The following is a 25,791-nucleotide window of genomic DNA, read 5'->3' on the forward strand; positions in this document are numbered from 1 at the left end:
GTCAAGTTACGGGCGAGTAGTAGACGTGTGAAGTTACGCGTCAGTAAAAACTTCCAGTGATAGTCAAAGAACGGATCACGCCTACTGATGGACCGTCACCAAGCGGGCCGGATGGGGCCATAGGGCGCGATGCGCGCCAACTGGCCGAGCAACGCCAGCACTTCACCCTCACCCAGCACATCTACCCACGCCCGGACGGCGTCCGCGGCAGCCTCCTCGGCCGCACGAGTACAGGCCCACCCCTGCCCGGTCAGCACGACCAGCCGGGCGCGCGCGTCATCGGGATGCGGCCGCCGCTCGGCGTATCCCTTGCACACGATCTCGTCGACCAATTGACTCGCCGCCTGCTTCGTCACACCGAGATGGACGGCGAGGTCGGTGACCGTCGCTCCGTCCGGGGCGAGCCGGGCGAACGCGAAACCGTGTGCGGGCCGCAGCCCCTGGAAGCCCCGAGCCGCCACGCCGTCATGGATGCGTTGCGTGAGCTCACCTGCGACGGCGAGCAGGGCGGCGGACAGGGCCATGGCTTCGGAGTTCTGCACGCAGGCATTGAAACACCCTTGACGGATTGGTCAAGCAGCTTGACCATAGCCTCATATGGTCAAGCTGCTTGACCATTTACCCAACAGGAGGCCCCGTGCCCGTAATCCGCGCTTCCGAAGCCGTCACCCACGAGATCCACGGCGCCCGTTTTGTCTCGTACGCCACCCCCCGCACCGGCAGCCAAGAGCTCTGCGCCTGGCGCGGCGAGATCCCGGCCGGAACCAAGGCCCCCGCACACACCGTCAACCGGGAGGAGATCCTCCACCTGCTCGACGGCGAGCTGCTGATCACCCTCGACGACCGCACCGTCCGGATCACGCCCGGCGACACCCTGATCATCAATCCCGGCGCGACCCTGACCGTCGAGAACCCGACCGACCGGACCGCCGTCACCTGGGTCACCACGTCCATCGGCCTGACGGCGGAGCTGGCCGACGGTACGCGCATCACGCCGCCGTGGGCGAACTGAGCCCTGAACGGCGAGCGAGCGCCCCCGGCATCACCGCATGCGGCCCGAACTTCGCTCGCGCGCGGTCCGCGACCTCCTCGATACGGCGGGCCTTCTCGTCGAGCGGGTCGAAGGAGAGCTGGTGAGAGGCGCGCTCGGCGGGGTCGAGACCCTCGGCGCGCAGGGCGAGGGCACGGACGCGGGCGCGCTGGAGGCCGAGGGCGTCGTACATGCCGTACGCCGCCCCGGTCAGCGCCGCCGAGTGGGCCGTCGGCTCCTTCAGGGTGCGGCTGCGGGTCGTCGAAGAGCGGTCGGCATAGCGAGCGGTGAGGGTCAGGGTGCGGCAGACCTTGTCCAGGGCGCGCAGCCGGGCGCCCAGTTCCTCGGCGGCGGAGAGCAGGGCGCGGCGGTGCCGGTCGGGGTCCAACTCGTCCCGGGTGAAGGGACGTTCGGTGGCGAGCGAGCGCGACACGGCGTTCGGCACCACCCGGCCGCGGTCGATTCCGCTCGCCTTCTCCCGCAGCTCACGGCCGACCTTCACGCCGACCAGGCGCTGAAGCGTGGACAGGGGCGCGGCGGCGACCAGGCCGAGGGTGTCGAGGCCGTACTCGCACAGGGTGCGGGCGGTCGCGGCACCGACGCCGGGCAGCGCGCCGACGGGCTTGCCGGCGAGGAACTCCGCGACGGCGCCCGGCTCCTCAGGGACGGCACAGGTCACCCCCGGCCGGGCGTCCCGCAGGGCGACACGGGCCAGCATCGGCCCCGGCCCGGCGCCGATCACGCAGTCGACGCCGTGGTGGGCGAGGGCGCGGACCCGGATCACCGACGCCAGCTCGACCGCGTCGCGCCCGAAGTACCGTTCGGCGCCCCGCAGATCGACCAGCGCCCCGTCCGGCGGCAGCGCCTGAACGACCGGCGTGAAGTCCTCGAGCAGCCCGAGCAGCCCCGGCAGGGCCGCCTCGTGCACCGGCGGCAGCTGGAAACGTACGCAGAGGATGGTCATCCCGCACTCCCCGGACTCTGATGCCACAACTTCCGTACCTGTGAAGGCGCTTGACCCGCCGGTCGCAGATCGGCCCACGGGTTCAGTTCGTATCCGGTGGGCAGATGGATCCGCCGGCCGTGCGCCGGATCCCCACCGTCCCCCGCCGGCACCGGCATGGGCTCCGCCAGCCGCGCCGCCACCACGTCCAGGCCGCCCTCGTCACGCAGTTCGATCAGCTCGGCGAGGTTCCAGGCGGCGGCACCCACCACACTCAGACTGCGCGGACCGCGCCGCTGCACGACCCCCCGCACCAGTAGCAGCCAGGAGTGGAAGACGGTGTGGGCGCACGCGTCGTGCGAGTCGTCGAAGAAGGCGAGGTCGACCAGGCCCGTCCCGTCGTCCAGGGTGCTGAAGATGACCCGCTTGCCGGACCGGATCGGCGGCGTCTGGGTGGCCGCCTTGGCGCCGGCGACCAGCACGGCCTCCCCGTGCCGGGCGTCGCGCAGCCGCTTCGCCGAAACGACACCCAACTCGTCGAGGAAGGCCCGGTGATCGTCCATCAGATTGCGCGAGGCATCCATCGACAGCACGCCCAGCTCGGCACTGAGCCGCTCCGCCGAGCTGAGATCGGGCAGCCCGGCCGCCGCCGTCTTCCGCCCACCGCCCAGGGGCAGTTGACCCCCGCCCCCACCCCGGGCACCCCGGTGCAGCTCGGTCAGGTGCAGTTGCAGATCGCGCCGGTTGGCCCCGAAGGCGTCCAACGCGCCGACCTGCGCGAGCCTCTGGGCAAGCGGACGACTGGGCCGCCCCCGCTCCCAGAAGTCGAGCAACGAGGCGTACGGCTGCCCCTGCGCGATCCGCGCCGCCTCGGCCTCACTGATGCCGTACACATCGGAGAGGGCGAGCCGCAGCCCCCAAACCCCTCTCGAACCCCTGTAATCAGACACCAGTTCGATCCGGTGTGCGACCCCTGACACATTCACATCCAACGGCAGGATCGGCACCCCACGCCGCCGCGCGTCCGCCAGCAGCAGCCGCTTCGGATACATCCCGGGGTCATGGGTGAGCAGCCCCGCATAGAAGGCGGCCGGATGATGTGCCTTCAGCCAGGCCGACTGGTACGTCGGCACGGCGAAGGCGACCGCGTGCGCCTTGCAGAAGCCGTACGACCCGAAGGCCTCGACGATCTCCCAAGTCCGCCGAATGGTCTCCGCGTCATACCCCTTGGCCGCCGCATGCTGCGCGAACCACACCCGGATCCGCCCCTGCGACTCGGGATCCGACAGCCCCCGCCGCACCCGATCCGCCTCGTCCCGCCCACACCCGGTCATGATGTGCACGATGTCGATGATCTGCTCATGGAAGACGACGACCCCGTACGTCTCCCGCAGCGGCTCCTCCAGATCCCGGTGCGGGTAGCGCACCGGCGCCCGCCCGTGTCGCGCCTCGATGAACGGCCGCACCATGTCGGCGGCGACCGGCCCGGGCCGGAAGAGCGAGATGTCAACGACAAGATCGTGAAAGGTGGCCGGCTGAAGCCGCCCCACCAGGTCCCGCTGCCCCGGCGACTCGATCTGGAAGCAGCCGAGCGTCTCCGTCGAACGAATGAGCCGGTACGTCGCCGGGTCACCCTCCCCCCGCTCGAAGTCGAGCGCGTCCAGATCGATCCGCTCCCCCGTGACCCGCTCCACCTCCGCGACCGCGTGCGCCATCGCCGACTGCATCCGCACGCCCAGCACATCGAGCTTGAGCAGCCCGAGGTCCTCGACGTCGTCCTTGTCGAACTGGGACATGGGGAAGCCCTCGCCGCTGGTCGGCATGACGGGTGTACGGGAAAGAAGCGAGGCATCCGAGAGCAGCACCCCGCACGGATGCATGGCGATGCCCCGCGGAAGGGCGTCAAGAGCCTCCGTCAGCTCCCACAACTTGCCGTACTTCTCCCGCTCCCCCGCCAGTTTCCTGAGCTCGGGCAGCTCGTCCAAGGCGGCCCGGGCGTCCCGCGCCCGGATGTGCGGGAAGGACTTGGCGATGCGGTCGATGTCGGCCGGGTCCATGGACAGGGCCGCACCCACATCCCGGATCGCATGCCGCACCCGATAGGTCTCCGGCATCGAGACGGTCGCGACCCGCTCCCTCCCGAACCGGTCGATGATCGCGCGATAGACCTCCAGCCGCCGCGCGGACTCCACATCGACATCGATATCGGGCAGCACCAGCCGCCGCTTGGACAGGAAGCGCTCCATCAACAGCCCGTGCTCCACGGGATCGGCGTGCGCGATGCCGAGCAGATGGTTGACGAGCGACCCCGCACCGGACCCACGCGCGGCCACCCGAATCCCCATCTTCCGCACGTCATCCACGACTTGAGCGACCGTCAGGAAATAGGAGGCGAACCCGTGATGGGCGATGATGTCCAGCTCCTGATGCATCCGCTCCCAGTACGCCCGCCGCCCGTCATAGCCGCGCAGCACCATGCCCGCCACCGCCCGAGAGGCCAGCGCCCGCTGGGCGGTGCGCTGCCCGGCACCGACGAGATACGGCTCGGGGAAGTGAACGCTGCCGATACCGAGATCATCCTCGGGATCGACAAGACACTCGGCAGCAGCGGCCCCGGTCTGCTCCACCAACCGGTACGCGGCATCGCGCCGAAAGCCCGCAGCCTCGACAACCCGCTCGGCGACCCGCGCCATCTCACCCGCGCCCTTGAGCCAGGCCTCACCGGAGTCCAGTTCCTTGGTGGAGTCGATGGGCACGAGCCGGCGCGCGGCGTCCAGCACATCGGCGACCGGCCCCAGGCCAGGATCCGCGTACCGGACGGCATTGCTCAGCACAGGCCGCACCCGCTGCTCGGCGGCGAAGCCGACGGTACGGGCGGCCAGCCTCAGCGATCCCGGGCCGGTGCCCTTACGCCCGTGCCAGACGGCCTCCAGCCGCAGGGAGTCCCCGTAGACCTCCCGCCAGGGCCCGAGCAGCCGGGCCGCCCGATCGGGACGACCGGCGGCAAGCGCACGCCCCACATCGGAGTCGGCACCGAGCAGAACGATCAGACCGTCCCCCCGGCTGTCCCCCCGAGGCAGCAGCGGCGGCCCCGCACCGGCATGCGCGGCCGAAACGATTCGGCACAGATCAGCCCACCCCCGGGCCCCATCCCGAGCAAGAAAGGTGACCCGGGGCGTCGACTCATCAACAAAAACACCACCCCGCACCGGAACCCGGCGCCGCCGCCCCACGGACTCCTCCACCCCCGAGAGCCCGAACTCCTCCACAGCCAGCTCCACACCGAACAACGGCCGCACCCCCGCCGCCGCACAGGCCTTGGCGAACCGAACCGCACCCCCGAGCGAGTCCCGATCAGTGAGAGCCAGGGCATCCATACCCCGCTCGGAGGCACGCTCGGCCAGCCGCTCCGGGTGCGAGGCGCCGTACCGCAGGGAGAACCCGGAGACGGTGTGCAGATGCGTGAAACCCGGCACACGCACCTCCCGACTCATGAGCCCGAGACCGGCCGAACACCAGCTCTCGAACATCAGTTCCCAACACTCCCACCCCCACCATAGACCATTTCCGGACCGTTTCTCGAACATCCGTACGACATCCGTTCGGCCGCCTCCCACCTGCGCAAACACCGGACGACCCAGACCGTGGGGGCATGACGCAGACCAAGGGCGCCACCCCTCCTCCCAGCTCCTTCATGGCCGAGGTGAAGGACGCCGTCACCCCCCGGGCCACGCTGCTCGTGACCGGCGTGGTCGCCCTCGCCCTGCTCTTCATCGCCTCCTACGTGGGCGCGCTCCACGACCCCAAGCCCAAGGACGTGCCCTTCGGGGTCGTGGCACCCCAGGCCGCCGCCCAGCAGGCGGTGACCCGGCTCGAGAACCTGCCCGGTGAGCCCCTGGACCCGCACGCCGTGGCCGACGAAGCGACGGCCCGCAAGCAGATCCTGAACCGCGACATCGACGGCGCCCTGCTGCTCGACCCGACCGGCACCACCGACACCCTCCTGGTCGCGACCGGAGGCGGAAAGGTACTGGCCACCACCCTGGAAACACTCCTCACCACCCTGGAGAAATCCGAGGCCCGCACCCTCCGCACCATCGACGTGGCCCCGGCCGACCGCCACGACGCCAACGGGCTCACGTCCTTCTACGTGACCGTGGGCTGGTGCGTGGGCGGCTACCTCTGCGCATCGATCATGACGATCAGCTCGGGCGCCGGCCGCCCCACCCCAAAACGCTCGGTGATCCGCCTCATCGCCATGGCCGTAGTCGCCCTCGTCGGCGGCCTCGGCGGCGCCCTGATCGTCGGCCCGATCCTGGGCGCCCTCCCCGGCAGCATCGCCGCGCTCTGGGGCGTAGGCGCCCTGATCATCTTCGCGGTAGGCGCGGCCACGCTCGCCTTCCAGGCCATCTTCGGCCTGGCCGGCATCGGCCTGGTCATCCTGATCATCGTCATCCTGGGCAACCCGAGCGCGGGCGGCGCCCTCCCACCCCCACTGCTCCCCCCGTTCTGGAGAGACATTGGCCCGGCACTACCACCGGGCGCGGGAACATGGGCAACCCGCTCGATCGCCTACTTCAAGGGCAACGACACGACCGCCTCACTCCTGGTCCTCTCGGCATGGGCGGCGGCAGGAACCGCGATCACGCTACTGGCGGCACGATGGCGAGGCAGAGCGCCGTAGGCCGAACGCACCCGCAGACGCGTACGGCGGCGAGGGGACGCGTCGGGGGGTGTCCGCCCGCAGAGTCCGGTGTCAACAAACGGCACCTCTCGCGCAAGGCCCACCACCGGACCGAGGACGGACACCCCCCGACGCGGCCCCGACCCACAACGCACCCACACGCGCTACGCGAACCCCCACCCATCGCAACGGGCCGCCGCAGGCATACGGCATCAAAGCCGCACACCACACGAAAAGTCCCGCCCCTCACACACAGGGGCGGGACTTCACGAAGCGACGAACGGTCAGCCGATCTCAGTACCCGTGGCCGACAGCGCCTCCGTCACCGGCTGGAAGAACGTCTCCCCACCGGAGGTGCAGTCACCGCTACCACCAGACGTGAGCCCGATCGCCTTGTCACCGGAGAACAGCGAGCCACCACTGTCACCGGGCTCGGCGCAGACGTCGGTCTGGATCAGCCCGTTGACGATGTCACCGTTGCCGTAGTTCACGGTGGCGTCAAGGCCGGTGACCTTGCCCTCGTGCACCTGGGTGGTCGAACCGCTCCGCGTGACGGCCATACCGACGGTGGCCTCCGCGGCACCACTGATGGCCTGCGAGGAGCCGTTGTAGAGGTTGACCTCGCTCGGGTGGTCGACCTCGGCGGTGTACTTGACCAGCCCGTAGTCGTTGTCCGGGAAGCTGGACGTCTCGTTGGTGCCGATCGCGTTGCCGTCCGTGTCCGTCCACTCCGTGATGCCCTCGGTGCAGTGCCCGGCGGTCAGGAAGAACGGCTCGCCGCCCTTGACGACGTTGAAGCCGAGCGAGCAACGCCCGCTGCCACCCTTGATGGCGTCACCACCCGCGATGAAGGGCTTGAACTCCCCCTTCGTCCGCTTCAGTTCCGCGGTGGCGCCCAGCCCGTCGACGACCTTGTCGAGCTTGGCCCACTCGGCCTCGGACACCGTACGGTCGGCGGTGACGACGACCTTGTTGGTCGCCGGGTCCGTCACCCAGGCGGTGCCGGGAATGGTCGCGTCCTGCTTGAGCGTCGTACGGGCGCTCTTCAGCTCGGCGAGGGAGTTCTCGACGACTCTGGCCTTGGCGCCGGCCGCCTCGACGGTGTCGGCGGCGGTCTCGTCGAGGACGTTCACGACAAGGTTCTTGGTCTGTGCGTCGTAGTAGGTACCCGCGGCATCGGCGCCGAGGTCCTTCGCCAGCGTCGAGGCGAGCTTTCCGGCCGCGCCGACCGACAGCGTCTTCAGCGCGGGCGCCTCAGGCGTCTCACTGGCGTTCGCAGTCTGCAAGGTCACTCCCGCGGCAACCAGTGCGGCGATGCCCGCACCTGCCACGGCTGCACGCCGCTTGGGTATGCGTCGGTGCTTCAACTTACGTCCTCCTGTGGGGGGTCGGCCCGAGAGGTTGTGGGGACCTCACGAACCGGAAGGCGTACGGCCACGAAGGCGGCTCACAACAAATGCCGCGTCCGGGCCGGTTGAACAACGCTCACTATTCCGATGCCTCCTGGGAGCGCACAAGGTCGACTTCCGGACGCGCGTAGAACACGGTTGCACGCCCCTCGCCACCTTGACCGTGCACAGTCACACCCGCTCTCTTCACTCAGCAAACACCACGAGCAAGCTATTCATAAGCAGCGCGTAAGGTCTACTCCTGTCTTGAATTCGACCCTCCACGTCCCCGGAACCGGAGACGGCGCCCTGCGCCCTTCCTTCCAGAAATCACAACAAATCCACCAGAATCGCCAAACCCCCACCCGGAGTTCTCCTCGACCATCACGCCCCCAGGGTCCGACTCGGGCGCAAGGGTGAGCCCCCGCACGACAGTTGCGTGCGGGGGCTCACATGCTGCTGGCCGTAGGTCAATCCACGCCGATCAGGCCATACAGATCAGGCCATACGGATACCGGCGTTCGACCGAACGTCAGTAGACGCTGACGCCATAGGCGCTCAGGGCCTCCGTGACCGGCTGGAAGAAGGTCGTGCCACCGGAGCTGCAGTTGCCGCTGCCGCCGGAGGTCAGACCGTACGCGGTGCCGTTGCTGCCGTAGAGCGAGCCGCCGGAGTCGCCGGGCTCGGCACAGACGGTGGTCTGGATCAGACCACCGACGACGTCGCCGCCGCCGTAGTTGACGGTCGCGTTGAGGGCGGTGACCCGGCCGCTGTGCGTACCGGTGGTGGAGCCGTCGCGGATGACGGTGGTGCCCACGGCCGGCGTGGCCGCGCGGGTGATGTCCACGCCGTTCGCGGTGCCGGGCCGGCTGACGGACCCGGAGTAGCGCACGATGCCGTAGTCGTTGCCCGGGAAGCTGGAGCCGGCGGTCGAGCCGATGACCTGGGTACGGCCGGAGTTGGAGTACCAGGTGCCCGCACCGTCGGTGCAGTGGCCGGCCGTCAGGAAGTACTGGTTGCCGCTGCTGTCCTGGACGTTGAAGCCGAGCGAGCAGCGCCAGCTACTCGCATAGATGGCGTCGCCGCCCTGGATGAACTTGCTGAACTTGCCGGCGGTGCGCTTGATCGTGAGCGCGTCGGCATTGCTGCCCGCCTGCTCCTTGATCTTCGCTATCTCCGCCTGGGAGACCGTGCTGTCGACGGTCACGGTGACACGGTTGGTCTTGCTGTCGACCGCCCAGGCGGTGCCCGGGATGTCGGCCTTCAGCACGGAGCCGCTGGCGCTCTTGAGCTCGGCGGCGCTGAAGGTGGTGGGCGAGTCGGCTGCGGTCGCGTTGGGGATCGCGATCGCGGCTGCGGCTACGAGGCCGGAGGAGACGGCGATCAGCCGGGTCCGTCTCGTAATGCCACTGCGGGGGGTGGTGCGCTTGATCCTCACGTTTCGTTCCCTCCAAGGGAAGTCGGGGGCCCGCGTGGGGTGGGGCCCGTGAGGCGCAGTCAGACGGCCGCACGTCCGGATTCCGAACACGCCGTGCCCCTGACAAGCGCTGAGGGGGAGTATTCGGCCGAACAGTGGGTAGCCGCAAGGGCGCCTTTCGGCCGTCAATCTTTGAACGATCTATCCGAGTTGGCTGTCGCTGCCCCGGTCAGCGCCCCTGTCGGCCCATCCTTCGGCGCAGGTTGCGCTCCCCGGAAGCCCGAGCTCATCGGCGTCCTAGAGGTCGACGTCACGCACGCCCCATCCCCCCGGGATGTCCGGAAGTCGCCTCTCCGGACATCCCTCCAGCGACCGTGAGACGGGCCCTAGCAGCCGTCGCAGGGGCAGCAGCAGTCGCAGTCGTCACAGTCACGGCAGCAGCCCTCGCGCTTCTTGCGGGACCACGGGCCCTCGTACTCCTTCGCGCAGCACAGCTTGCAGGTGCAGCACAGCAGCCAGAACATCCCGCAGCCGGCCCAGAACCCCCGCCGCCCCTTCGGCGGCTGAGCGGCCGGCCCACCACCGAACCCACCGAAGTCACCACCACCGCCACCACCATGGCCACCCCCACCGGGCGCTCCCCCACCGCCCGCGTACGGATTCCCGCCGATATACGGGTTCTGGCCGGCATACGGATTCTGCGGCGCCCCATACGGCCCCTGGCCCTGCCCCGGCCCCTGCTGCGGCGGCTGCCCATAGGGCCCGGGCTGGTGCGACGCACACATCGGTACCGTGCCGAACGCCCGGTCCACCGACCGCCGCAGCTCGTGCACGAGCAGCAGATGCGCGAGCTTGGCATCGCCGAACTCGACCTCGCGCAGCGCCAGCCGCACCCCCCGCACGGCGTCGTCGGCGAGCCGGCGCGCCTCGGGCAGCGAGGTTCCGGTCGCGGTGAGCGGGTTCCACGCACCCGACGCGGCGTCGGCCGCCTGGTCCTCCACGGCGTCCAGGAGGTGCGCCAGCCGTCCGAAGAGGCGCCCGGCCTCGGCGAGCGGCTCGGCGTTGTGCGGCCGTCCGGCCAGGATCGCGGTGTGCGCGAAGGCGGCGGCGGTCGCCGTCTCGGTCGGTTCGGTGACGGCGAGGATCGGCGTGCCGGGCCCGGCGAGCGCCTCGATGCCGACCTGCCGGTCCACGGCGTCGACGAGTACGGCGGTGTCGAACCCGACGGCCGACCCGGTACGGGCACCCGCCGCACCCCAGCCGGCGGCCACCCGGCGCGCGGCGAGCGCCACGGGCCTACGGGCCAGCAGCCCGTCCCCGTCGGCCACGTGGTCCCGCACCTTCGCCGAGGCGAGCACCAGCGAGACGGCGGCGGCGAGCCGCGCGCCCTCACCCTGGGCGACGGACGCGGTCCGCATCCCGCGCAACGCGCACGGTCCCGCCGTACGCCGCATTCCACTGTTCTTCTCGGCCTGAGCCTCCGTCAGAACAGAGATGAGGAGGCCGTCGTAGTTCGTCACGATCCGCGCGAACTGACCGTGGTCCCCGCGCAACGAGAGGCACAACCCGCACAAATGCGCCATCCATTCACCGGTGAGCTGCTCCCCGAGCCGATGACGACAAGGCCTGACGATTCCGAACACGACGTTCCCCCGTGGTTCTTACGACGCTTCTCACGGCGCTGAGCTGCCGCATCGTATCGACCGTGGTACAGATCGCCACGGCCGCCTCGTTCACCCGTACGCACCCAGCATCACCCATACGCCGTGAAGAATCATATTTCACTCACAGTCAGCAGCCGTACGTGGCATGCCCCTTGGGGGACACGGGCTCTCGACGGATTCGCTGTGCACCAGTACCGTCACAAACCCCCCGCGCGGCGTCTATCCACTTGGCGCGACGTCCGCATCATGGATGACCATAGGGATGCGGAATGTAAGAGAGACCGCTGTGAGAGGAGGCGTCCATGGGATCGGTGCGCAAGGCGAGTGCCTGGCTGGGCCTCGTTGACGACAACGATGACGAGCGTTACTACGACGACGACTACTCCGAAGGGACCGAGCCCGGGGACGCCTGGGTCACCGACCCGAGGGTCAAGGTGGCCACGGACGTCGCCGAGGAGAAGGGCCGCCGCATCGGCACGGTCACCCCGGACAGCTTCCGGGACGCCCGCGCCATCGGCGAACTGTTCCGGGACGGGGTCCCGGTCATCATGAACCTCACGGCCATGGAGCCGGCCGACGCCAAGCGCGTCGTCGACTTCGCGGCGGGGCTCATCTTCGGTCTGCGCGGTTCGATCGACCGCGTGTCCAACCGTGTGTTCCTGTTGACTCCGGCCGACACGGAGATCATCAGCGGCGAGGCGTCGCAGCACCGCACGGACGGCTTCTACAACCAGAGCTGAGGCAGGGCCGCTCGCCGGCCCTGCCCCCTGGTGGGTTCAGCCTGGTGGGGTTCAGCGGAAGGCGTCGAGTCCGGTGAGCGCCTTGCCCAGCACGAGCTGGTGCATCTCGACGGTGCCCTCGTAGGTGAGCACCGATTCGAGGTTGGTCGCGTGCCGCATCACGGGGTATTCGAGCGAGATCCCGTTGGCACCGAGAATCGTCCGGGACGTACGGCAGATGTCGATGGCCTCGCGGACGTTGTTGAGCTTGCCGAAGCTGACCTGCTCGGGACGCAGGCGGCCGGCGTCCATGCGCCGCCCCAGATGATGGGCGAGCAGAATCCCCTTGTGCAGTTCGAGCGCCATGTCGGCGAGTTTGGCCTGGGTGAGCTGGAAGCCACCGATCGGCCGACCGAACTGCTCCCGCGTCTTCGCGTATTCGACGGCGGCCTCGAAACAGGACCGCGCCGCACCCATGGCACCCCACACGATCCCGTAACGGGCGTGCGAGAGACAACTGAGCGGCCCCTTGAGCCCGACCACCTCGGGCAGCACGGCATCGACGGGCAGCCGTACGTCGTCGAGGACGAGTTCACTGGTGACGGAGGCGCGCAGCGACAGCTTGTGCTTGATCTCCGGCGCGGAGAAACCGGCGCTGTCGGCGGGCACGACGAACCCGCGGATCCCCTCGTCGGTCTGCGCCCACACGACGGCGACCCCGGAGACGGACCCGTTGGTGATCCACATCTTGCGCCCGTTCAGCACCCAGTCGGACCCGTCCCGTTTGGCGTAGGTGCGCATTGAGGCGGGGTCGGACCCATGGTCCGGCTCGGTCAGCCCGAAGCACCCGATGACCTCACCGGAAGCCATACGAGGCAGCCACTCCTGCTTCTGCTCCTCGCTCCCGAACCGGTGAATGGCGTACATGGCGAGGGAGCCCTGCACGGAGACCAGGGACCGGATGCCGGAGTCGGCGGCCTCCAGCTCCAGACAGGCGAGCCCGTACTGCACGGCGGAGGCACCGGCACACCCGTACCCGTCGAGGGACATCCCGAGAGCGCCAATCTCCCCCAGCTCGCGGGCGAGCTCACGAATCCCCGGCAGCTCGCCCTTCTCGTACCACTCGGCGACATACGGCACCACCCGATCCGCGGCCCACTCCCGCACGGTGCTCCGAATCGCCAGGTCCTCGGGCTCCAGGAGGTCGTCGATGCCGAGGGGGTCGGCGGGGTCGAACGGGGGCAACTTCGAGGACGCGGACATGGGACACCCTCCGGCAACGATTAAAACTAGCGCCGCTAGTTACGACTCTGCGCAGACGCTACGACGCAGTGTCCCGCACGTCCAGTAGGACTCCCCGAACCGGAAGCCGCCAACGGCGCTGGGCCCCACACAGGAGAGGCCCAGCGAATCCCACCCATCAACGAACTGGAAACGGGTGGTGCGTGGGCGGGAGAAGGTCGTTCACACAGAGACGCGGGACTCCGCGACTTCCCTCTGCGCAGGCAACTCCACGGCAGGCGCCTCACACTGCATGGCCCGCGGCAACCGCAACGCCATCACCGCGCCCAGCAGCAACAACCCCGCACTCACCAGCAACGTCACATGCAGCCCGTGCACAAAACAGTCCCGAGCCGCCCGCTGCAGGGCCACCCCCGCAGGCCCGCCCAGCTGCGCGGCAACCTCGTAGGCCTCCCCCAACGAGTGCGAAGCCGCCGCGGAGGCCGACGCCGGAACACCCGACACGCTCGTCAGCCCGGGGGCATACGCCGCGTTCATCACGCTGCCCAGCAGCGCGATGCCGATCCCCGCACCCAGCTGGTACGACGTCTCGCCGATCGCCGCCGCCCCACCGGCCTGCTCGGGCGGAGCCTCGCTCAGCATCGACTCGTACGCCCCGAAGAGCGTCGTCTCCAGCCCGAAGCCCAGCAGCACGAACCCGAACAGCAGCAGCATGGGATTGTCCTCGCCGCCCATGGCCGTCAGCAGCAGCACCGCGACGGCCGTCAGACAGAACCCGGCGCACACCATCCGCCGGGGCCCGAACCGCCGCAGCATCCGCGCCCCCGCGAGGCCGGACGCCATCGCCGCGAACGTCAGCGGCAGCAGCCGTAGCCCCGTCTCCAGCGGCGACAGCCCCAGCACCAGCTGCAGATACTGCGCCGCGATCAGTTCGAGCCCCACGAGCGCGAGCATCGCCAGCACGATGCAGCCCACGGACGTACTGAAGGCAGGCCGCGCGAACATCCGCAGGTCCACCAGCGGATACTCCCGGCGCCGCTGTCGTCGCACGAAGAGAACCAGCAGCACCGCACCGATGACCAGCGGCGCCACGGTGAACACGCTGGCCACCTCCTCCCCGCCGCCGAGCCGCTTCACGCCCAGGACGACACCGAACAGACCGGCCGCCGCCATCAGCGCGCCGACCACGTCCCAGGGGCCCTTGCCGTCGCCCTTCGACTCGGGCAGCAGCAGTCGTCCCACCGGGAGGCTGACCAGCATCAGCGGGATGTTGACGAGGAAGACAGAGCCCCACCAGAAGTGCTCGAGGAGGAAGCCGCCGAGCAGCGGCCCGACCGCCGCGCCCACCGCGGCCACCGCGCTCCAGATGCCGATCGCGAGGGCCCGCTCACGCCGGTCGGGGAAGACCTGGCGCAGGATCGACAGGGTCGCGGGCATGATCATCGCGCCGCCGACGCCGAGCAGGGCGCGGGCCAGGATCAGCACCTGTGGGTCGTGCGCGAGGGCCGCGAGGCCGGAGGCGAGGCCGAAGAGGCCGTAGCCGAGCAGCAGGACCCGTCTGCGGCCCACGCGGTCACCGAGCGTGCCGAAGAGGATCAGCAGCGAGGCGCAGACCAGCGGATAGATGTCGACGATCCAGAGCAGCTCTATCGCGCCGGGCCTGAGGTCCTCGGTGACGGCGGGCACCGCCACGTGGAGCACGGTCGCGTCGACGGCGACGAGGAGCAGGCTGACGCACAGGACGACCAGGACGACCCAGCGGTTGGCACCGGCCCCGGCCGCCCGACGGCGCAGCGCAGCGGCAGCCGTGGTCGGACCGGACATGTACGTACCTCCCAGATGTTCCCTCGCCCCGGCGGGCTCACGGGGTGGGGACTCCCCGTGACTCGGCCGGAGAGGAGCGGTGGTCTCCGGCCCGCGCAACGAAGGGCGAGTGACTCGTCAGGGTACGCGAGTCCGCGTCGGTGCCGAGTGGCGGACCTCTCAGACTCCGCACAGAGCGGGTGTGGCGTACGCCACGTCCGGTCTGCACCGCCGCCCCTCCCGCTCCTCCTGGCCCCTGCTCGGAGCGGGGCCGGCCCGGTGAGCTCCAGGGGAATTCCATCCCATCATTCGGTGAACCAATTCATAAGCAGCGAAAAACGAGCCGCCGAAATGATCAAAGGAATTGAAGGATGCAGCGCCCGGCGATTACGGATTCCTTGGAAATAAACCTCCTCCTGAGAGGAATCCCACATCACATCGTCATCACAAAGCCGTGGAATCGCCCTTGAACTGCGCTCACTCGCTGTAACGTCGATTGCGTGCGTACCGAACGAAAGCTGACCCGTCTGGACCGGGTCTTCGCCAGGCTGGACCGTGAGCCGGAACGTCCGGCCCACATCGATGTGCCGGGGATGACCCCGCACAGGATCGTGCTGTTCGCTTCGACCCTGGCCTTCTACGGGGCCATCGTGTGGGCCGTCGTCATCACCTCGTGGCTGGTCCGGCTCGACTGGCAGGTCATGTTCTTCCGGCCGTACCAGCAGTGGGCGGAGATCCACGCGTTCGTCGACTACTACGTGGTGCTCGGCCAGCGCGGCCCGACCGCCGTGATGGTCGCGGCCTGGCTGGGCTGGCGTTCCTGGCGGCAGCACACGCTGCGGCCGCTGCTCGCGCTCGGCGTCTCGCTGCTGCTGCTGAACGTCACGGTCGGCGCCGCGAAGCTCGGCATGGGCCGCCTCGGACCGCACTACGCGACGACCGTCGGCTCCAACGAGATGTGGCTGGGCGGCGATATATTCCCCAGCGGCCACACCGCCAACGCCGTGGTGACCTGGGGAATCCTGGCGTATCTGGCCTCGACCCCGAGGGCGCGCCGCTGGCTGTCGGCCCTGTCGGCGGTGACCTCGCTGGGTGTCGGCCTGTCCACCGTCTACCTCGGTACGCACTGGCTGAGCGATGTGCTCCTCGGCTGGGCCGCCGGACTGCTGATCCTGCTCGCCCTGCCCTGGTTCGAGCCGCTGATCGCCCGGTCCGAGGCCTGGATCTTCGACCTGCGCGACCGCTTGCGCGAGCGCCGGGCCGGCGCCGTGTCCTCCCCCACTCTCGAACCGGTTCGAGCGGGGGGACCCCCCTCGGCCGCCCCGGTCGGGGCCCCCGTGCTGCTCAAGTCGCGCGCCACGGCCGCCGACGACGAGGTCGCGGCATGCGAGTCGAACCCCGTGCCCCGCTCGCCCCGGGCGCCCGTCTATCTGGCGCCCGGCCCGCACACCGCGCGCGCGGAGCGCACTCCGGTCACCCCGATCGGCAGCCGCCGCCCGCCGCACCCGGACCGCATCAACCGCAGCGGGGCCCCGGCAGCCCGCCCCCTCGCGGGCGGCTGACCTTCCCGGCCAGCGGGGTTTCGGTACGCACGACCACCCCGCAGCGCGACGGCCCCGGTTCCACGACAGGAGCCGGGGCCGTCGCCCTGTGTCAGCCCTTTCGTCAGCCCTTCCAGGCTCGCGCCACCTGGCCGTCCTTGACCTCGAAGTTCAGGCGACCGCTTCGGTACTCCATGGTGATGATCGCCCCCGGCGGCAGCGAACGCACCGTCGACCACCCTCGGTCACGGGCGAGTCGCTCGGCCCGGTCGGCATCGAGACCGACATATGTGTCCGGGCTGTCCTGGGGTTCGGCAGGGGGTTTCGGAATGGGTGCCATGCCGCCACGCTAGGGCCTGAGCGAAGGATCGGGCCAGAGCGGACCGGGATCCTTTGTAGCGGCCATCCAGGTCACACGTCCCCCTCCGGTCACGCTTTTGTCACAGAATCACGACACGCGTTTCGGCCACACTTCGTCACACGGACGAGCGGATCCATAGGCCTTCCGCAGGCACTTCCGCAGGCATTCGATCGTAATTTCCGCGTGTCGCACCGGCCGGGCCAATAGCCCCCCGGAAAAGTTTCCGAGGAACCATCCCCGGACGCCTCGGCGGACTGCTATTCCCCCGATTACGCACGGGCCGCGGGAGCCGGTATCGCACAGAAAGTACATGGTTCTACCACAGAACCTCCGTATGCCCTCTGTCGGAGCGCTGCCGACGCGAGCATCATGGCGTGAGCTCGCGTCGGCGCGTGCGGCGCGGGCTTTCAGCGGGCCCGGGGCGCTACGAGCGAAGGGGCGAGCGATGGGGACGCAGACCGTACGGGCGACGGCACGGCCCGAGCGGACCAGAGAGCCCGGACGGGTGATCGTCGACTGGCTGACCACCACCGACCACAAGAAGATCGGCCATCTCTACCTGATCACGTCGTTCGGTTTCTTCCTGGCCGGCGGCGTCATGGCCCTGCTGATGCGGGCCGAGCTGGCCCGGCCCGGGACGCAGTTGCTGAGCAACGAACAGTTCAACCAGCTGTTCACCATGCATGGCACGATCATGCTGCTGCTGTTCGCGACCCCGACCTTCGCGGGCTTCGCCAACGAGCTGATGCCGCTGCAGATCGGCGCCCCCGACGTCGCCTTCCCACGGCTGAACATGTTCTCGTACTGGCTGTTCCTGTTCGGCGGCCTGATCGTGATGGGCTCGCTGATCGTGCCGAGCGGGCCGGCCTCCTTCGGCTGGTTCGCCTACGCGCCGCTCAACAGCCTGGAGCGCTCGCCCGGCATCGGCGCCGACCTGTGGATCATGGGTCTCGCGCTGGCGGGCTTCGGCACGATCCTCGGCGCGGTCAACTTCATCACCACGATCATCGGGATGCGCGCCCCCGGCATGACGATGTTCCGGATGCCGATCTTCGTGTGGAACACGCTGTTCACGTCGATCCTGATCCTGATGGCGTTCCCGGTGCTGGCGGCGGCATTGCTGGTGCTGGAGGCGGACCGCCGGTTCGGCTCGGTGGTGTTCGAGGCGGGCAGCGGCGGGGCGCTGCTGTGGCAGCACCTGTTCTGGTTCTTCGGCCATCCCGAGGTGTACATCATCGCGCTGCCGTTCTTCGGCATCATCAGCGAGATCATCCCGGTCTTCGCGCGCAAGCCGCTGTTCGGCTATCTGACACTCGTCGCGGCGACGATGGCGATCACCGGTCTGTCGATGGTCGTGTGGGCGCACCACATGTTCGTCACGGGCGCGGTGCTGCTGCCGTTCTTCTCCTTCATGAGCTTCCTGATCGCGGTGCCGACGGGCGTGAAGTTCTTCAACTGGACCGGGACCATGATCAAGGGCTCGCTGTCCTTCGAGACCCCGATGCTGTGGGCGTTCGGCTTCCTGGTGACGTTCCTGTTCGGCGGGCTGACCGGGGTGATCCTGGCGTCGCCACCGATGGACTTCCACGTCTCCGACTCGTACTTCGTCGTCGCCCACTTCCACTACGTCGTCTTCGGCACCGTCGTCTTCGCGATCTTCGCCGGGTTCCACTTCTGGTGGCCCAAGTTCACCGGGAAGATGCTCGACGAGCGACTGGGCAAGATCCACTTCTGGACGCTGTTCGTCGGCTTCCACACCACGTTCCTGGTGCAGCACTGGCTGGGCGCGGAGGGCATGCCCCGCCGGTACGCCGACTATCTCGCCGCCGACGGCTTCACGGCGCTGAACACGATCTCGACGATCGGCGCGTTCCTGCTCGGCCTCTCCACGCTGCCGTTCCTCTACAACGTCTGGAAGACCGCGAAGTACGGCCAGAAGGTCCAGGTCGACGACCCCTGGGGCTACGGCCGCTCCCTGGAGTGGGCGACCTCCTGCCCGCCCCCGCGGCACAACTTCACCGCGCTGCCGCGGATCCGCTCCGAGTCCCCGGCGTTCGACCTGCACCACCCGGCGCACGCGCTGGAGGCTCCGCAGCCGGAGCCTAAGAGCGAGCAAGCCCCATAGCTAAGGGCGTGGCCGGCACCCGGCACTCCACGCTCAGATTGCCCTGGCGGGTCTCGTACGGGACTCGGGAAGCAAGGGAGTGCACCTTCATGGCACCCGGAGCCAAGCGGTGCGGCTCCCCCTCCGTCACACAGGCGTACGCGTCCCAGTGCCCCTCCGGCAGAGCGACACTGCTCGGCAGGGCGGCGCGCAGGCGGCCCGTCGTGGCCGGGGTCAGGGGCAGGGTGACCTCCTCGTGGCCCTCGCGGTGGCGCAGGACCAGGTGGGCCGCCTCGGTGACCCCGGCCGAGGTGACGTCGAAGGTCAGCCCGCCGGCCGAATCCGCGATGCAGTCGGCACGCAGGGGTACTGCCTGCGACACGGGCGTCATACGCTGCGGTTCCTCCCTCGGCTCTGTGCTCTGTCGGTTGGACCGACGATGCGGCCTTTTGGTTGCCCGTCATGGCTGATACGACAGCTGCGGGACCTCGAAGCACGTGCTGTTCATGTCCCCTTGGGAGACCCAGCCCCTGCCGTCCTCCCAGCGGGCCACGGACAGACAGGTCCGACGGCTCTTCGGCGGCTCGGCCAGCCGCTCGAACCTGACCGGGATCAGCAGGCCGTCGGCGGTGTACCCCTGGCTGCGGTTCATGAAGTCGTCGACACACGCGCGCGTGACGCCCCGTTCGGCGCACGACTTCGCCGCGTCCGTGAACCACATCGCCGCGGCCCAGCCCTCCAACTGCCACTGCGAGTGCGCCGTCAGCCCGTCGGTGGCGTCCCGGAACTCCCGTACGGCGTCCTGGTCCGTGTCCTCGTGATTGCGGGACGACCCGGTCGCCCACAGGGCGTTGCGGCAGCGCGGGGAGTCCTTGTACTCCTCGGCGACGGTGGAGGTCCAGTTCTGGACGTTCGTGACCTTGGCGGTGACATCGGCGCCCACGTCGTCCATCGCCTCGCACAGCCGGGCGTTGCCGTGGCTGTCGATGGCGTCGAAGACGAGGTCGGCGCCCTGCTCCTTCAGATCGGCGGCGACCGCCCGGAAGTTGGGCAGCGCGAAGTCGACCTGCTCGGTGACCACCTTGTAGCCCTCGGCCTTCAGCCCCCGCTCCACGAGCCGGGCGTAAGCGGCGGACGCGGGCTGGTTGTAGGAGACGACGGCGGCCGTACGGGCGCGGTGCTCGCGCTTGAAGTAGCGGTAGACCTCCGTGCCGCCGTACTGCTTGCCGTCCCAGCCGGTGGTGCCGTCGCGGGGCGCGAGGCTGCCGTAGATGCCGTACAGGTGCGGGTAGGTGTCGTAGGCGGCCCCGATGGGCTGGCCGCCGATATCGGGCACGCGCGCGCGTGAGACGCGGGAGGCGCCCGCGTAGTCCAGGGCGGTGGTGGCGACCAGGGCGACGACCTCGTCCTCGTCGATCAGCTCGTGCACGCACTCGTTGTTGCCGACGCCGCTGCCGCCGTCGTCGCACTCGCGCACCTCGACCCGTCGCCCGTCGATGCCCCCGCGCGCGTTGAGGCGGTCGAAGAAGGCCTTGGCGCCGTCGCGCGGGCCGGTGAAGGCGCTGCCGCCGACGGCGCTGGTGGCGCTGGTGATGATGCCGACGCGGATCGGCGTGCGGTCCGCCGCGGGCGCCAAAGGCGTGCCGCGGTCGCGGTGCTCGAAGTCGCTCTCCGGCAGCCGGCTGCCGCACGCCGTACTCAGAGTCAGCACCATCACGGCGATCGCCGCCTCAGCACCCCGGGATCGGCGACCCATTGCCGCTCAACTGGACCAGCGCGCACAGTGTCTTGGCGGACACCTTCCAGGTGCCGTCCTGTTCGACCGCGGTCCCGGCGGCGTTCGGCAGGGCGGTCGCGCCCTTCAGGGTGAGGTCGTACGTCACGTTCGCCTCGGTCGGCGAGGTGAACTCGACCTTGGACACCTTCGCCTGGACCTGTCCGCCGCGCTCGTCGCCGCTGAACGCCTGCAGGACCGGCGCCATCCGCTCGCCGTTCTCCAGGACGGTCTGCTTGTCCTCCAGGGACGTCTTCGGATCGAAGAACTTCTGCCAGTTCTGCTTGATCTCCGTCTCGGCGGCCCCCACGTCGGCGGGCGCCGTCGCGGCCGGCGACTGCTCGGTCGGCTCGGTCCGCTCGACGGTCGGCGTCGGCGGCGTCTCGCTGCCGCCGCCTCCCTCGTCGTCGCTGCAGGCCGCGAGGGCCGGGGCGAGGAACAGGAGCAGGGCGGCCGCCACCGCGGTCCCCCGTCCCGCCGCCCGTGGGCCACGCCCCTTGTGGGCATTGCTCCGCCTGAGGTCGCTCCCGAGAACCATCTGGCTCACCACCGGGTGTCGATCCGGGCCGTGTGCGCCCGGTGCTTTCAGGGTCAGCTTGCACGAGGCATAGTGCAAGCCATTGGCTGACATGGACAGGCACATGCGCAGAAACCCGCTGTGCATACCCCGAAACCCGACGTGTGGAGCCGGCGATGCGGACAGCCCGACTGCGGACCGTGCACCCCGTCCTCTGGGCCGGCTGGGCCGCGCTCGCGGCGGGCGCGGTGCTGTGCGTCGTCGGCTGGTACGGCATCTCCGGCGAGCGTTTCGCCGAGCGGCAACTGCCGTATCTCGCGTCCTGCACGATTCCCGGCGCCGCGCTGATCATCGCCGGGGCGGTGCTGCTGACCCACGGCCGGGGCGCGCTCGCCGCCGCGCGCGTGGAGGAGCTGTACGGCCTTCTGGTCGCCGCCGAGCCCGCCGACGCCGAGGAGGCCGGGCAGGCGGCCGTGGCGCCGCTCGCGGTCAGCGCGGACCTGCTCATGGTGCCCGGCGGCACCCTCTGGCACCGCGCGGACTGCCCGCTGGTCGCCGGAAAGGTGGAGGCGGTGCCGGTCGACGCGAAGCTGGTGACAAGCGGCGAACTGGGCCCGTGCCCGATCTGTGAGCCCGCCGAAGCGGATGACTGATGTCCTCGCTGACGTACGACCTCACCCTGGCCGGACTGTCGGTCGGCAGCGCCGCCGCGCTCACCGGGATCGGTCTGGTCGTGACGTACCGCGCGACCGGGGTGCTGAACTTCGCGCACGGGGCGATCGCGATGGTGTGCGCGTATGTGCTGCGGCAGTGCGTGGTGGAGTGGGGCTGGCCCCTGTGGGCGGGCGCGACGGTGACGCTGCTGGTCCTCGCGCCCGGGATCGGGGTGGTGCTGGAACGGTTCGTCTTCCGTCCGCTCGCGGTCCTGGGCAGCGACCCGGCGCAGACCCTGGTCGCGTCCATCGGGGTGTTCGTGCTGCTGGTGGGCGGGGCGGCGCTGTGGTGGGGCCAGGGGGCGCGGGACGACGCGCCGCAGCTGGTGTCGGCGGATCCGTGGGGTCAGCTGGCGGTGGCACTGCTGCTGGCGGCCGGGGTCGGGGCGGTCATCCGCTGGACACGCTTCGGGCGGGAACTCCGTGCCGTGGTGGACGACCGCCAACTGGCCGTGCTGGGCGGTATCGACGCGGACCGGGTGGCGGCAGCGGGCTGGGCGTTCGGCTCGTTCACGGCGGGCCTGACGGGCGTGCTGCTGGCGCCGTACGTCCGCCTGGACCCGTACGGCATGCCGCTGCTGGTCATGGAGGTGGTCGCGGTCGCGGTGGCCGCGCGGATGCGCAGCCTGCCGGTCGCGGTGATCGCCGCGCTGGGCATCGGCGTGGCCCAGAGCCAGCTGACGCGCCTGCACCCGTCGGGCTGGGGCGCGCCCCTCCTGCAGGCCGTCAGCACGAACCTCTTCGTAGTGGCCCTGCTGATCGCCGCCCTGGCCCTCCCCCGCGTCGGCACCCGCGACGCCCTGCCCCGCACGGCCACCGCGCGCGTGCCGACCCCGCCGGGCGCCTGGATCGTGGCGACGGTTCTCTTCCTGCTCCCCTTGGGCTTCGCGGGCTCGGACCTGCATACGTCGGTACAGGTGCCGGCGCTGGCCGTGGTGCTGCTGTCCCTGGTCGTGGTCACGGGCCGGGGCGGCCAGATCTCCCTCGGACAGGCGGCGTACGCGGGCCTGGGCGCCCTGTTCACGGCCCTGCTGGCGGCGGGCCGCTTCCCTGGCGTGCCCCGCCTGCCGGAACTCGCGGCACTCGCGCTGGCGGTCGTCCTGGTGGCCCCGCTGGGCCTCCTCACCGGCTGGCCGGCGATCAGCCGCCGTGGTCTCGCCCTGGCGCTGGCGACCTTCGCGGTAGGCGTCGGCGTGAGCCGCTTCGTCTTCACCCAGCCGTACGCGATCTCGGGCCTCTCCCTGGGCCGCCCGGCCGGCTTCGAGGGCGACCGCGCCTACTACGTCCTGGAACTGGCCCTCCTCGCGGTCGCCCTGCTGACGACCCGGCTGCTGCGCCGGGGCCGCACGGGCCGGGCCCTGGCGGCGATGCGGGACCACGAGCCGGGGGCGTCGGCGGCAGGCGTCCAGGTGCCGTCCCTGAAGCTCCTGGCCTTCGTCTCGGGCGCCGCCCTGGCGGCGCTGGGCGGCGGCCTGCTCGGCATGGGCCTACGCGCCTTCGACCCGGCCGCCTACGACCCGGTCCGCGGCCTCCTCTGGTTCGCGGCGGTAGTCGTCCTGGGCGCCGACAGCACCCTGGGCGCCCTGGCCGCGGCAGCCCTCCTGGTGGGCCTCGACGCGGGCGCCCGGGGCGGGGTGGCGGCGGCGCTGATCGGGGTGCTGGCGGTGCTGGTGGGCCGCTTTGCCGGGGGGCCGTACGAGGCGTTGCGGACGGCGACGGGGAGACTGCGGCTGCGACGGAGGGCGAGGCTTACGGCGTTGGGGGCGGAGGTGCGCGGGCGACTGCGGCCGACCGCGGGGGCGACACGCCGGGAAGAGCAGGACGAAGCCGTGCCCGCAGCCGCCGACGGCGCTGAGCCCCCACAAGGGCCACCCGCACCCGACGACGAAAGCGGTACGGATGGTGCGGGTGGGAACTCCAACGCGGCCGAGGGCCGCGTGCCCACCCACGCACCCGCACCCAGCAACGCCACCCTCACCACCCACCACCTCCAGGCCCGCTACGACACCTTCACCGCCCTCGACGACGTCACCCTCACCGTCCCACCCGGCCACATCACCGCGATCATCGGCCCCAACGGCGCCGGAAAGAGCACCCTGTTCCACTGTCTGGCCGGCACCCACCGCCCCGCCCACGGCCAAGTCCTGCTCGGCGCCCGAGACATCACCCGCCTGCCCGCACACGCCCGCACCCGCCTCGGCATCGCCCGCACCTTCCAGCAACTGGCCGTCTTCCCCTCCTTGACCGTCGCCGAGAACGTCCGCGTAGGCGCCGAGCAGGGCCGAGTCCGAGACCCCGCAGCCGTGGAACGCGCACTCGGGCTCCTCGGACTCGACGGCCCCGTACGGGCCATGCCCGCCGCAGACCTCCCCACCGGCACACTGCGCCGCGTCGAACTGGCCCGCGCCCTCGCGGGCAGCCCGCGCGTGCTGCTGCTCGACGAACCCGCCGCCGGCCTCGACACCGCCGAAGTCACCGCACTGGCCCGGGCCCTGAAGGCCCTCGCCGCCGACGGCACGGCCCTGCTCGTCGTCGAGCACGACCTCGACCTGGTCGCCGACCTCGCCGACACCGTGCACATCATGGCGGCGGGCCGCATCGTCGCCTCCGGCGCACCCGACCGCGTGCTCGACCTCGCAGGCTCACAGGAGACCGCCGTATGACCACGATCTCCCTGCGCCACGCGCGCGTGCGCTACGGCCCCCTGGAGGCCCTGCACGGCGTCACCCTCGCCGCCCCCGGTCCCGGCCTCACCATCCTGCTGGGACGGAACGGATCCGGCCGTACGACCGTGCTGCGCGCCCTGGCCGGCACCGTGCCACTGTCGGGCGGCGCGGTGGTGTGGGACGACGCCGACGTGACCCGTATGCCCGCATACGAGCGGGCCCGCCGCGGTCTGTGCCTGGTCCCCGAGCGGCAGGCGACGTTCGGCTCCCTCACCGTGCGCGAGAACCTCGAACTCGCGGCCGACTCGTACGACATCGCCCTCGACGCCTACCCCCGGCTCGCGCCGCTCCTCGCGCGCCGCGCCGGCACCCTCTCCGGCGGCGAGCAGCGCATGCTCGCCCTCGCCCGTGCCCTGCTGGCACGCGCGCGCGTGGTGCTCGTGGACGAGCCCGCGCAGGGCATGTCCCCCACGGTGGCCGCCCGGACGTACGAACTGCTGAGCGGACTCGACGCCTGCGTGATCGTCACCGAGCAGCGCCTGCCGCGCGTGTTGCGCGGCAAGGCGGCGCTCGTCCACGAACTGCGGCGGGGCGTGGTCGTGTTCAGCGGAGAGAGCGGCGAGTGGGAGCGCCGTGCAGCGCGCCGAACCGGGTCGAGCCCTTCCGGATGAGCTGCGATGTCTTCGAGGTCAGGCGATCCACGACGCTGGGTCTCTCCAGCTGCATACGGCCCTTGAGCCCGTACCGCCTGGAGCAGTGCGGCCAGGCCCCCCACCCCTGCACGGCCACCACTTTCCGGGCGATCGTGATCTGCTCCTGGCGGGTGGCGAGATCCGCGCGCGGGGCGTACTTCCCCCCGCCGAAGCCCTCCCAGGTCGACTGCGAGAACTGCAGTCCCCCGTAGTGGCCGTTGCCGGTGTTGATGCTCCAATTGCCGCCGCTCTCGCACTTGGCGACACAGCCCCAGGGCCACTGGTCCTTGGCACAGCCGTACGCCGCGGGTTTGGGCGGCGGTCCATGGGCCGGTGGTGGCGCCGTATGGACGTGCTGCGTCGGGTGCGTTGGCTGCGCCGCGTGCGACGTTCCCGGGAGAACGGCGGTGAACAGTGCGGCGGCCAGGGCGAACGTGAGTCGTGTGCATTTCATATCAGCACGCTAGGCAGCTCATTGCGGTCGGCCTGGGCGGCGCGTCCGACGGCCGCCGGGGCCCCACCCGGTCGGCGGA

Annotated in this window: 21 protein-coding genes; 8 read left to right on the top strand and 13 right to left on the bottom strand. The window is 70.4% G+C overall.

Annotated elements, in window-relative coordinates; genetic code table 11:
- Positions 1 to 95: 95 nt before the first annotated feature.
- Positions 96 to 542 (bottom strand): MarR family winged helix-turn-helix transcriptional regulator, encoded by a 447-nt coding sequence (locus tag ACTMVF_RS09560; RefSeq protein WP_441270505.1) that lies wholly within the window; start codon positions 540 to 542, stop codon positions 96 to 98.
- A gap of 95 nt (positions 543 to 637) precedes the next feature.
- Here ACTMVF_RS09560 and ACTMVF_RS09565 point away from each other — a divergent pair, with 95 nt between their 5' ends.
- Positions 638 to 1,012: a cupin domain-containing protein gene (locus tag ACTMVF_RS09565; RefSeq protein ID WP_441270506.1), complete on the top strand. Its 375-nt coding sequence runs from the start codon at positions 638 to 640 to the stop codon at positions 1,010 to 1,012.
- Here the strand turns inward: ACTMVF_RS09565 and ACTMVF_RS09570 are convergent.
- Both ACTMVF_RS09570 and ACTMVF_RS09575 read right to left on the bottom strand, forming a co-directional pair.
- Entirely contained in the window at positions 990 to 1,994 is a 1,005-nt protein-coding gene (locus ACTMVF_RS09570) for a DNA polymerase Y family protein (RefSeq protein ID WP_441270507.1), read from the bottom strand. The two genes, ACTMVF_RS09565 and ACTMVF_RS09570, sit on opposite strands and share 23 nt — an antisense overlap.
- Positions 1,991 to 5,449, bottom strand: a complete 3,459-nt coding sequence (locus tag ACTMVF_RS09575) for a DNA polymerase III subunit alpha (RefSeq protein WP_441270508.1) — start codon at positions 5,447 to 5,449, stop codon at positions 1,991 to 1,993. The genes ACTMVF_RS09570 and ACTMVF_RS09575 overlap by 4 nt, the downstream gene beginning before the upstream one ends.
- A 176-nt stretch (positions 5,450 to 5,625) precedes the next feature.
- On the opposite strand from ACTMVF_RS09575, the gene ACTMVF_RS09580 reads away from it, so the two are divergent.
- On the top strand, positions 5,626 to 6,657 hold the full coding sequence (locus ACTMVF_RS09580) for a DUF3533 domain-containing protein (RefSeq protein ID WP_441270509.1): 1,032 nt from the start codon (positions 5,626 to 5,628) through the stop codon (positions 6,655 to 6,657).
- A 284-nt stretch (positions 6,658 to 6,941) separates the two neighbouring features.
- Here ACTMVF_RS09580 and ACTMVF_RS09585 read toward each other — a convergent pair whose 3' ends face one another.
- The 3 genes from ACTMVF_RS09585 to ACTMVF_RS09595 all read right to left on the bottom strand — a co-directional run bounded on the left by ACTMVF_RS09585 (position 6,942) and on the right by ACTMVF_RS09595 (position 11,105).
- Positions 6,942 to 8,024 (bottom strand): S1 family peptidase, encoded by a 1,083-nt coding sequence (locus tag ACTMVF_RS09585; protein ID WP_441270510.1) that lies wholly within the window; start codon positions 8,022 to 8,024, stop codon positions 6,942 to 6,944.
- Positions 8,025 to 8,577: 553 nt separating this feature from the next.
- Positions 8,578 to 9,483 carry a S1 family peptidase gene (locus tag ACTMVF_RS09590; RefSeq protein WP_441270511.1) on the bottom strand — a complete coding sequence of 302 codons (906 nt, stop codon included), beginning with the start codon at positions 9,481 to 9,483 and terminating at the stop codon, positions 8,578 to 8,580.
- Positions 9,484 to 9,848: 365 nt separating this feature from the next.
- Positions 9,849 to 11,105, bottom strand: coding sequence for a DUF5685 family protein (locus ACTMVF_RS09595; protein WP_441270512.1), 1,257 nt, complete (start codon positions 11,103 to 11,105; stop codon positions 9,849 to 9,851).
- A 323-nt stretch (positions 11,106 to 11,428) separates the two neighbouring features.
- Here ACTMVF_RS09595 and ACTMVF_RS09600 point away from each other — a divergent pair, with 323 nt between their 5' ends.
- Positions 11,429 to 11,866: a cell division protein SepF gene (locus tag ACTMVF_RS09600; protein ID WP_062701561.1), complete on the top strand. Its 438-nt coding sequence runs from the start codon at positions 11,429 to 11,431 to the stop codon at positions 11,864 to 11,866.
- A gap of 51 nt (positions 11,867 to 11,917) precedes the next feature.
- Here the strand turns inward: ACTMVF_RS09600 and ACTMVF_RS09605 are convergent, their stop codons facing one another.
- A complete protein-coding gene (locus tag ACTMVF_RS09605; RefSeq protein WP_441270513.1) occupies positions 11,918 to 13,108 on the bottom strand; it encodes an acyl-CoA dehydrogenase family protein in 1,191 nt (396 codons plus the stop codon).
- A 201-nt stretch (positions 13,109 to 13,309) separates the two neighbouring features.
- The gene (locus tag ACTMVF_RS09610) at positions 13,310 to 14,911 is read right to left on the bottom strand and encodes an MFS transporter (RefSeq protein ID WP_441270514.1); all 1,602 of its coding nucleotides are present in this window, start codon (positions 14,909 to 14,911) and stop codon (positions 13,310 to 13,312) included.
- Positions 14,912 to 15,390: 479 nt separating this feature from the next.
- Between ACTMVF_RS09610 and ACTMVF_RS09615 the strand changes: the two genes are divergently transcribed.
- Positions 15,391 to 16,452 (top strand): phosphatase PAP2 family protein, encoded by a 1,062-nt coding sequence (locus ACTMVF_RS09615; RefSeq protein ID WP_441270515.1) that lies wholly within the window; start codon positions 15,391 to 15,393, stop codon positions 16,450 to 16,452.
- A gap of 103 nt (positions 16,453 to 16,555) precedes the next feature.
- Here the strand turns inward: ACTMVF_RS09615 and ACTMVF_RS09620 are convergent, their stop codons facing one another.
- Positions 16,556 to 16,771, bottom strand: a complete 216-nt coding sequence (locus tag ACTMVF_RS09620; protein ID WP_302001789.1) for an I78 family peptidase inhibitor — start codon at positions 16,769 to 16,771, stop codon at positions 16,556 to 16,558.
- Between the two features lie 466 nt (positions 16,772 to 17,237).
- Here ACTMVF_RS09620 and ctaD point away from each other — a divergent pair, with 466 nt between their 5' ends.
- A complete protein-coding gene (gene ctaD / locus ACTMVF_RS09625) occupies positions 17,238 to 18,917 on the top strand; it encodes an aa3-type cytochrome oxidase subunit I (protein ID WP_441270516.1) in 1,680 nt (559 codons plus the stop codon).
- On the opposite strand, the gene ACTMVF_RS09630 is transcribed toward ctaD, so the two are convergent.
- The 3 genes from ACTMVF_RS09630 to ACTMVF_RS09640 all read right to left on the bottom strand — a co-directional run bounded on the left by ACTMVF_RS09630 (position 18,895) and on the right by ACTMVF_RS09640 (position 21,208).
- Positions 18,895 to 19,287 (bottom strand): hypothetical protein, encoded by a 393-nt coding sequence (locus ACTMVF_RS09630; RefSeq protein ID WP_441270517.1) that lies wholly within the window; start codon positions 19,285 to 19,287, stop codon positions 18,895 to 18,897. The two genes, ctaD and ACTMVF_RS09630, sit on opposite strands and share 23 nt — an antisense overlap.
- 69 nt (positions 19,288 to 19,356) lie before the next feature.
- Positions 19,357 to 20,652 carry an ABC transporter substrate-binding protein gene (locus ACTMVF_RS09635; protein ID WP_441270518.1) on the bottom strand — a complete coding sequence of 432 codons (1,296 nt, stop codon included), beginning with the start codon at positions 20,650 to 20,652 and terminating at the stop codon, positions 19,357 to 19,359.
- Positions 20,627 to 21,208 (bottom strand): hypothetical protein, encoded by a 582-nt coding sequence (locus ACTMVF_RS09640; protein ID WP_441270519.1) that lies wholly within the window; start codon positions 21,206 to 21,208, stop codon positions 20,627 to 20,629. The genes ACTMVF_RS09635 and ACTMVF_RS09640 overlap by 26 nt, the downstream gene beginning before the upstream one ends.
- Positions 21,209 to 21,363: 155 nt before the next feature.
- On the opposite strand from ACTMVF_RS09640, the gene ACTMVF_RS09645 reads away from it, so the two are divergent.
- From ACTMVF_RS09645 to ACTMVF_RS09655, 3 genes are read left to right on the top strand one after another with little or no spacing between them, the layout of a single operon-like run.
- Complete coding sequence (locus ACTMVF_RS09645) at positions 21,364 to 21,840, top strand: hypothetical protein (protein ID WP_441270520.1); 477 nt, start codon at positions 21,364 to 21,366, stop codon at positions 21,838 to 21,840.
- Positions 21,840 to 24,563 (top strand): ABC transporter permease subunit, encoded by a 2,724-nt coding sequence (locus ACTMVF_RS09650; RefSeq protein WP_441270521.1) that lies wholly within the window; start codon positions 21,840 to 21,842, stop codon positions 24,561 to 24,563. Before ACTMVF_RS09645 ends, ACTMVF_RS09650 begins: the two co-directional genes overlap by 1 nt.
- A complete protein-coding gene (locus ACTMVF_RS09655; protein ID WP_441270522.1) occupies positions 24,560 to 25,237 on the top strand; it encodes an ATP-binding cassette domain-containing protein in 678 nt (225 codons plus the stop codon). Before ACTMVF_RS09650 ends, ACTMVF_RS09655 begins: the two co-directional genes overlap by 4 nt.
- Here ACTMVF_RS09655 and ACTMVF_RS09660 read toward each other — a convergent pair.
- On the bottom strand, positions 25,170 to 25,712 hold the full coding sequence (locus ACTMVF_RS09660) for a transglycosylase family protein (RefSeq protein WP_441270523.1): 543 nt from the start codon (positions 25,710 to 25,712) through the stop codon (positions 25,170 to 25,172). The two genes, ACTMVF_RS09655 and ACTMVF_RS09660, sit on opposite strands and share 68 nt — an antisense overlap.
- Positions 25,713 to 25,791 lie beyond the last annotated feature (79 nt).

This window comes from Streptomyces sp. SD31, assembly GCF_052068475.1.
Taxonomy (GTDB): Bacteria; Actinomycetota; Actinomycetes; order Streptomycetales; family Streptomycetaceae; genus Streptomyces.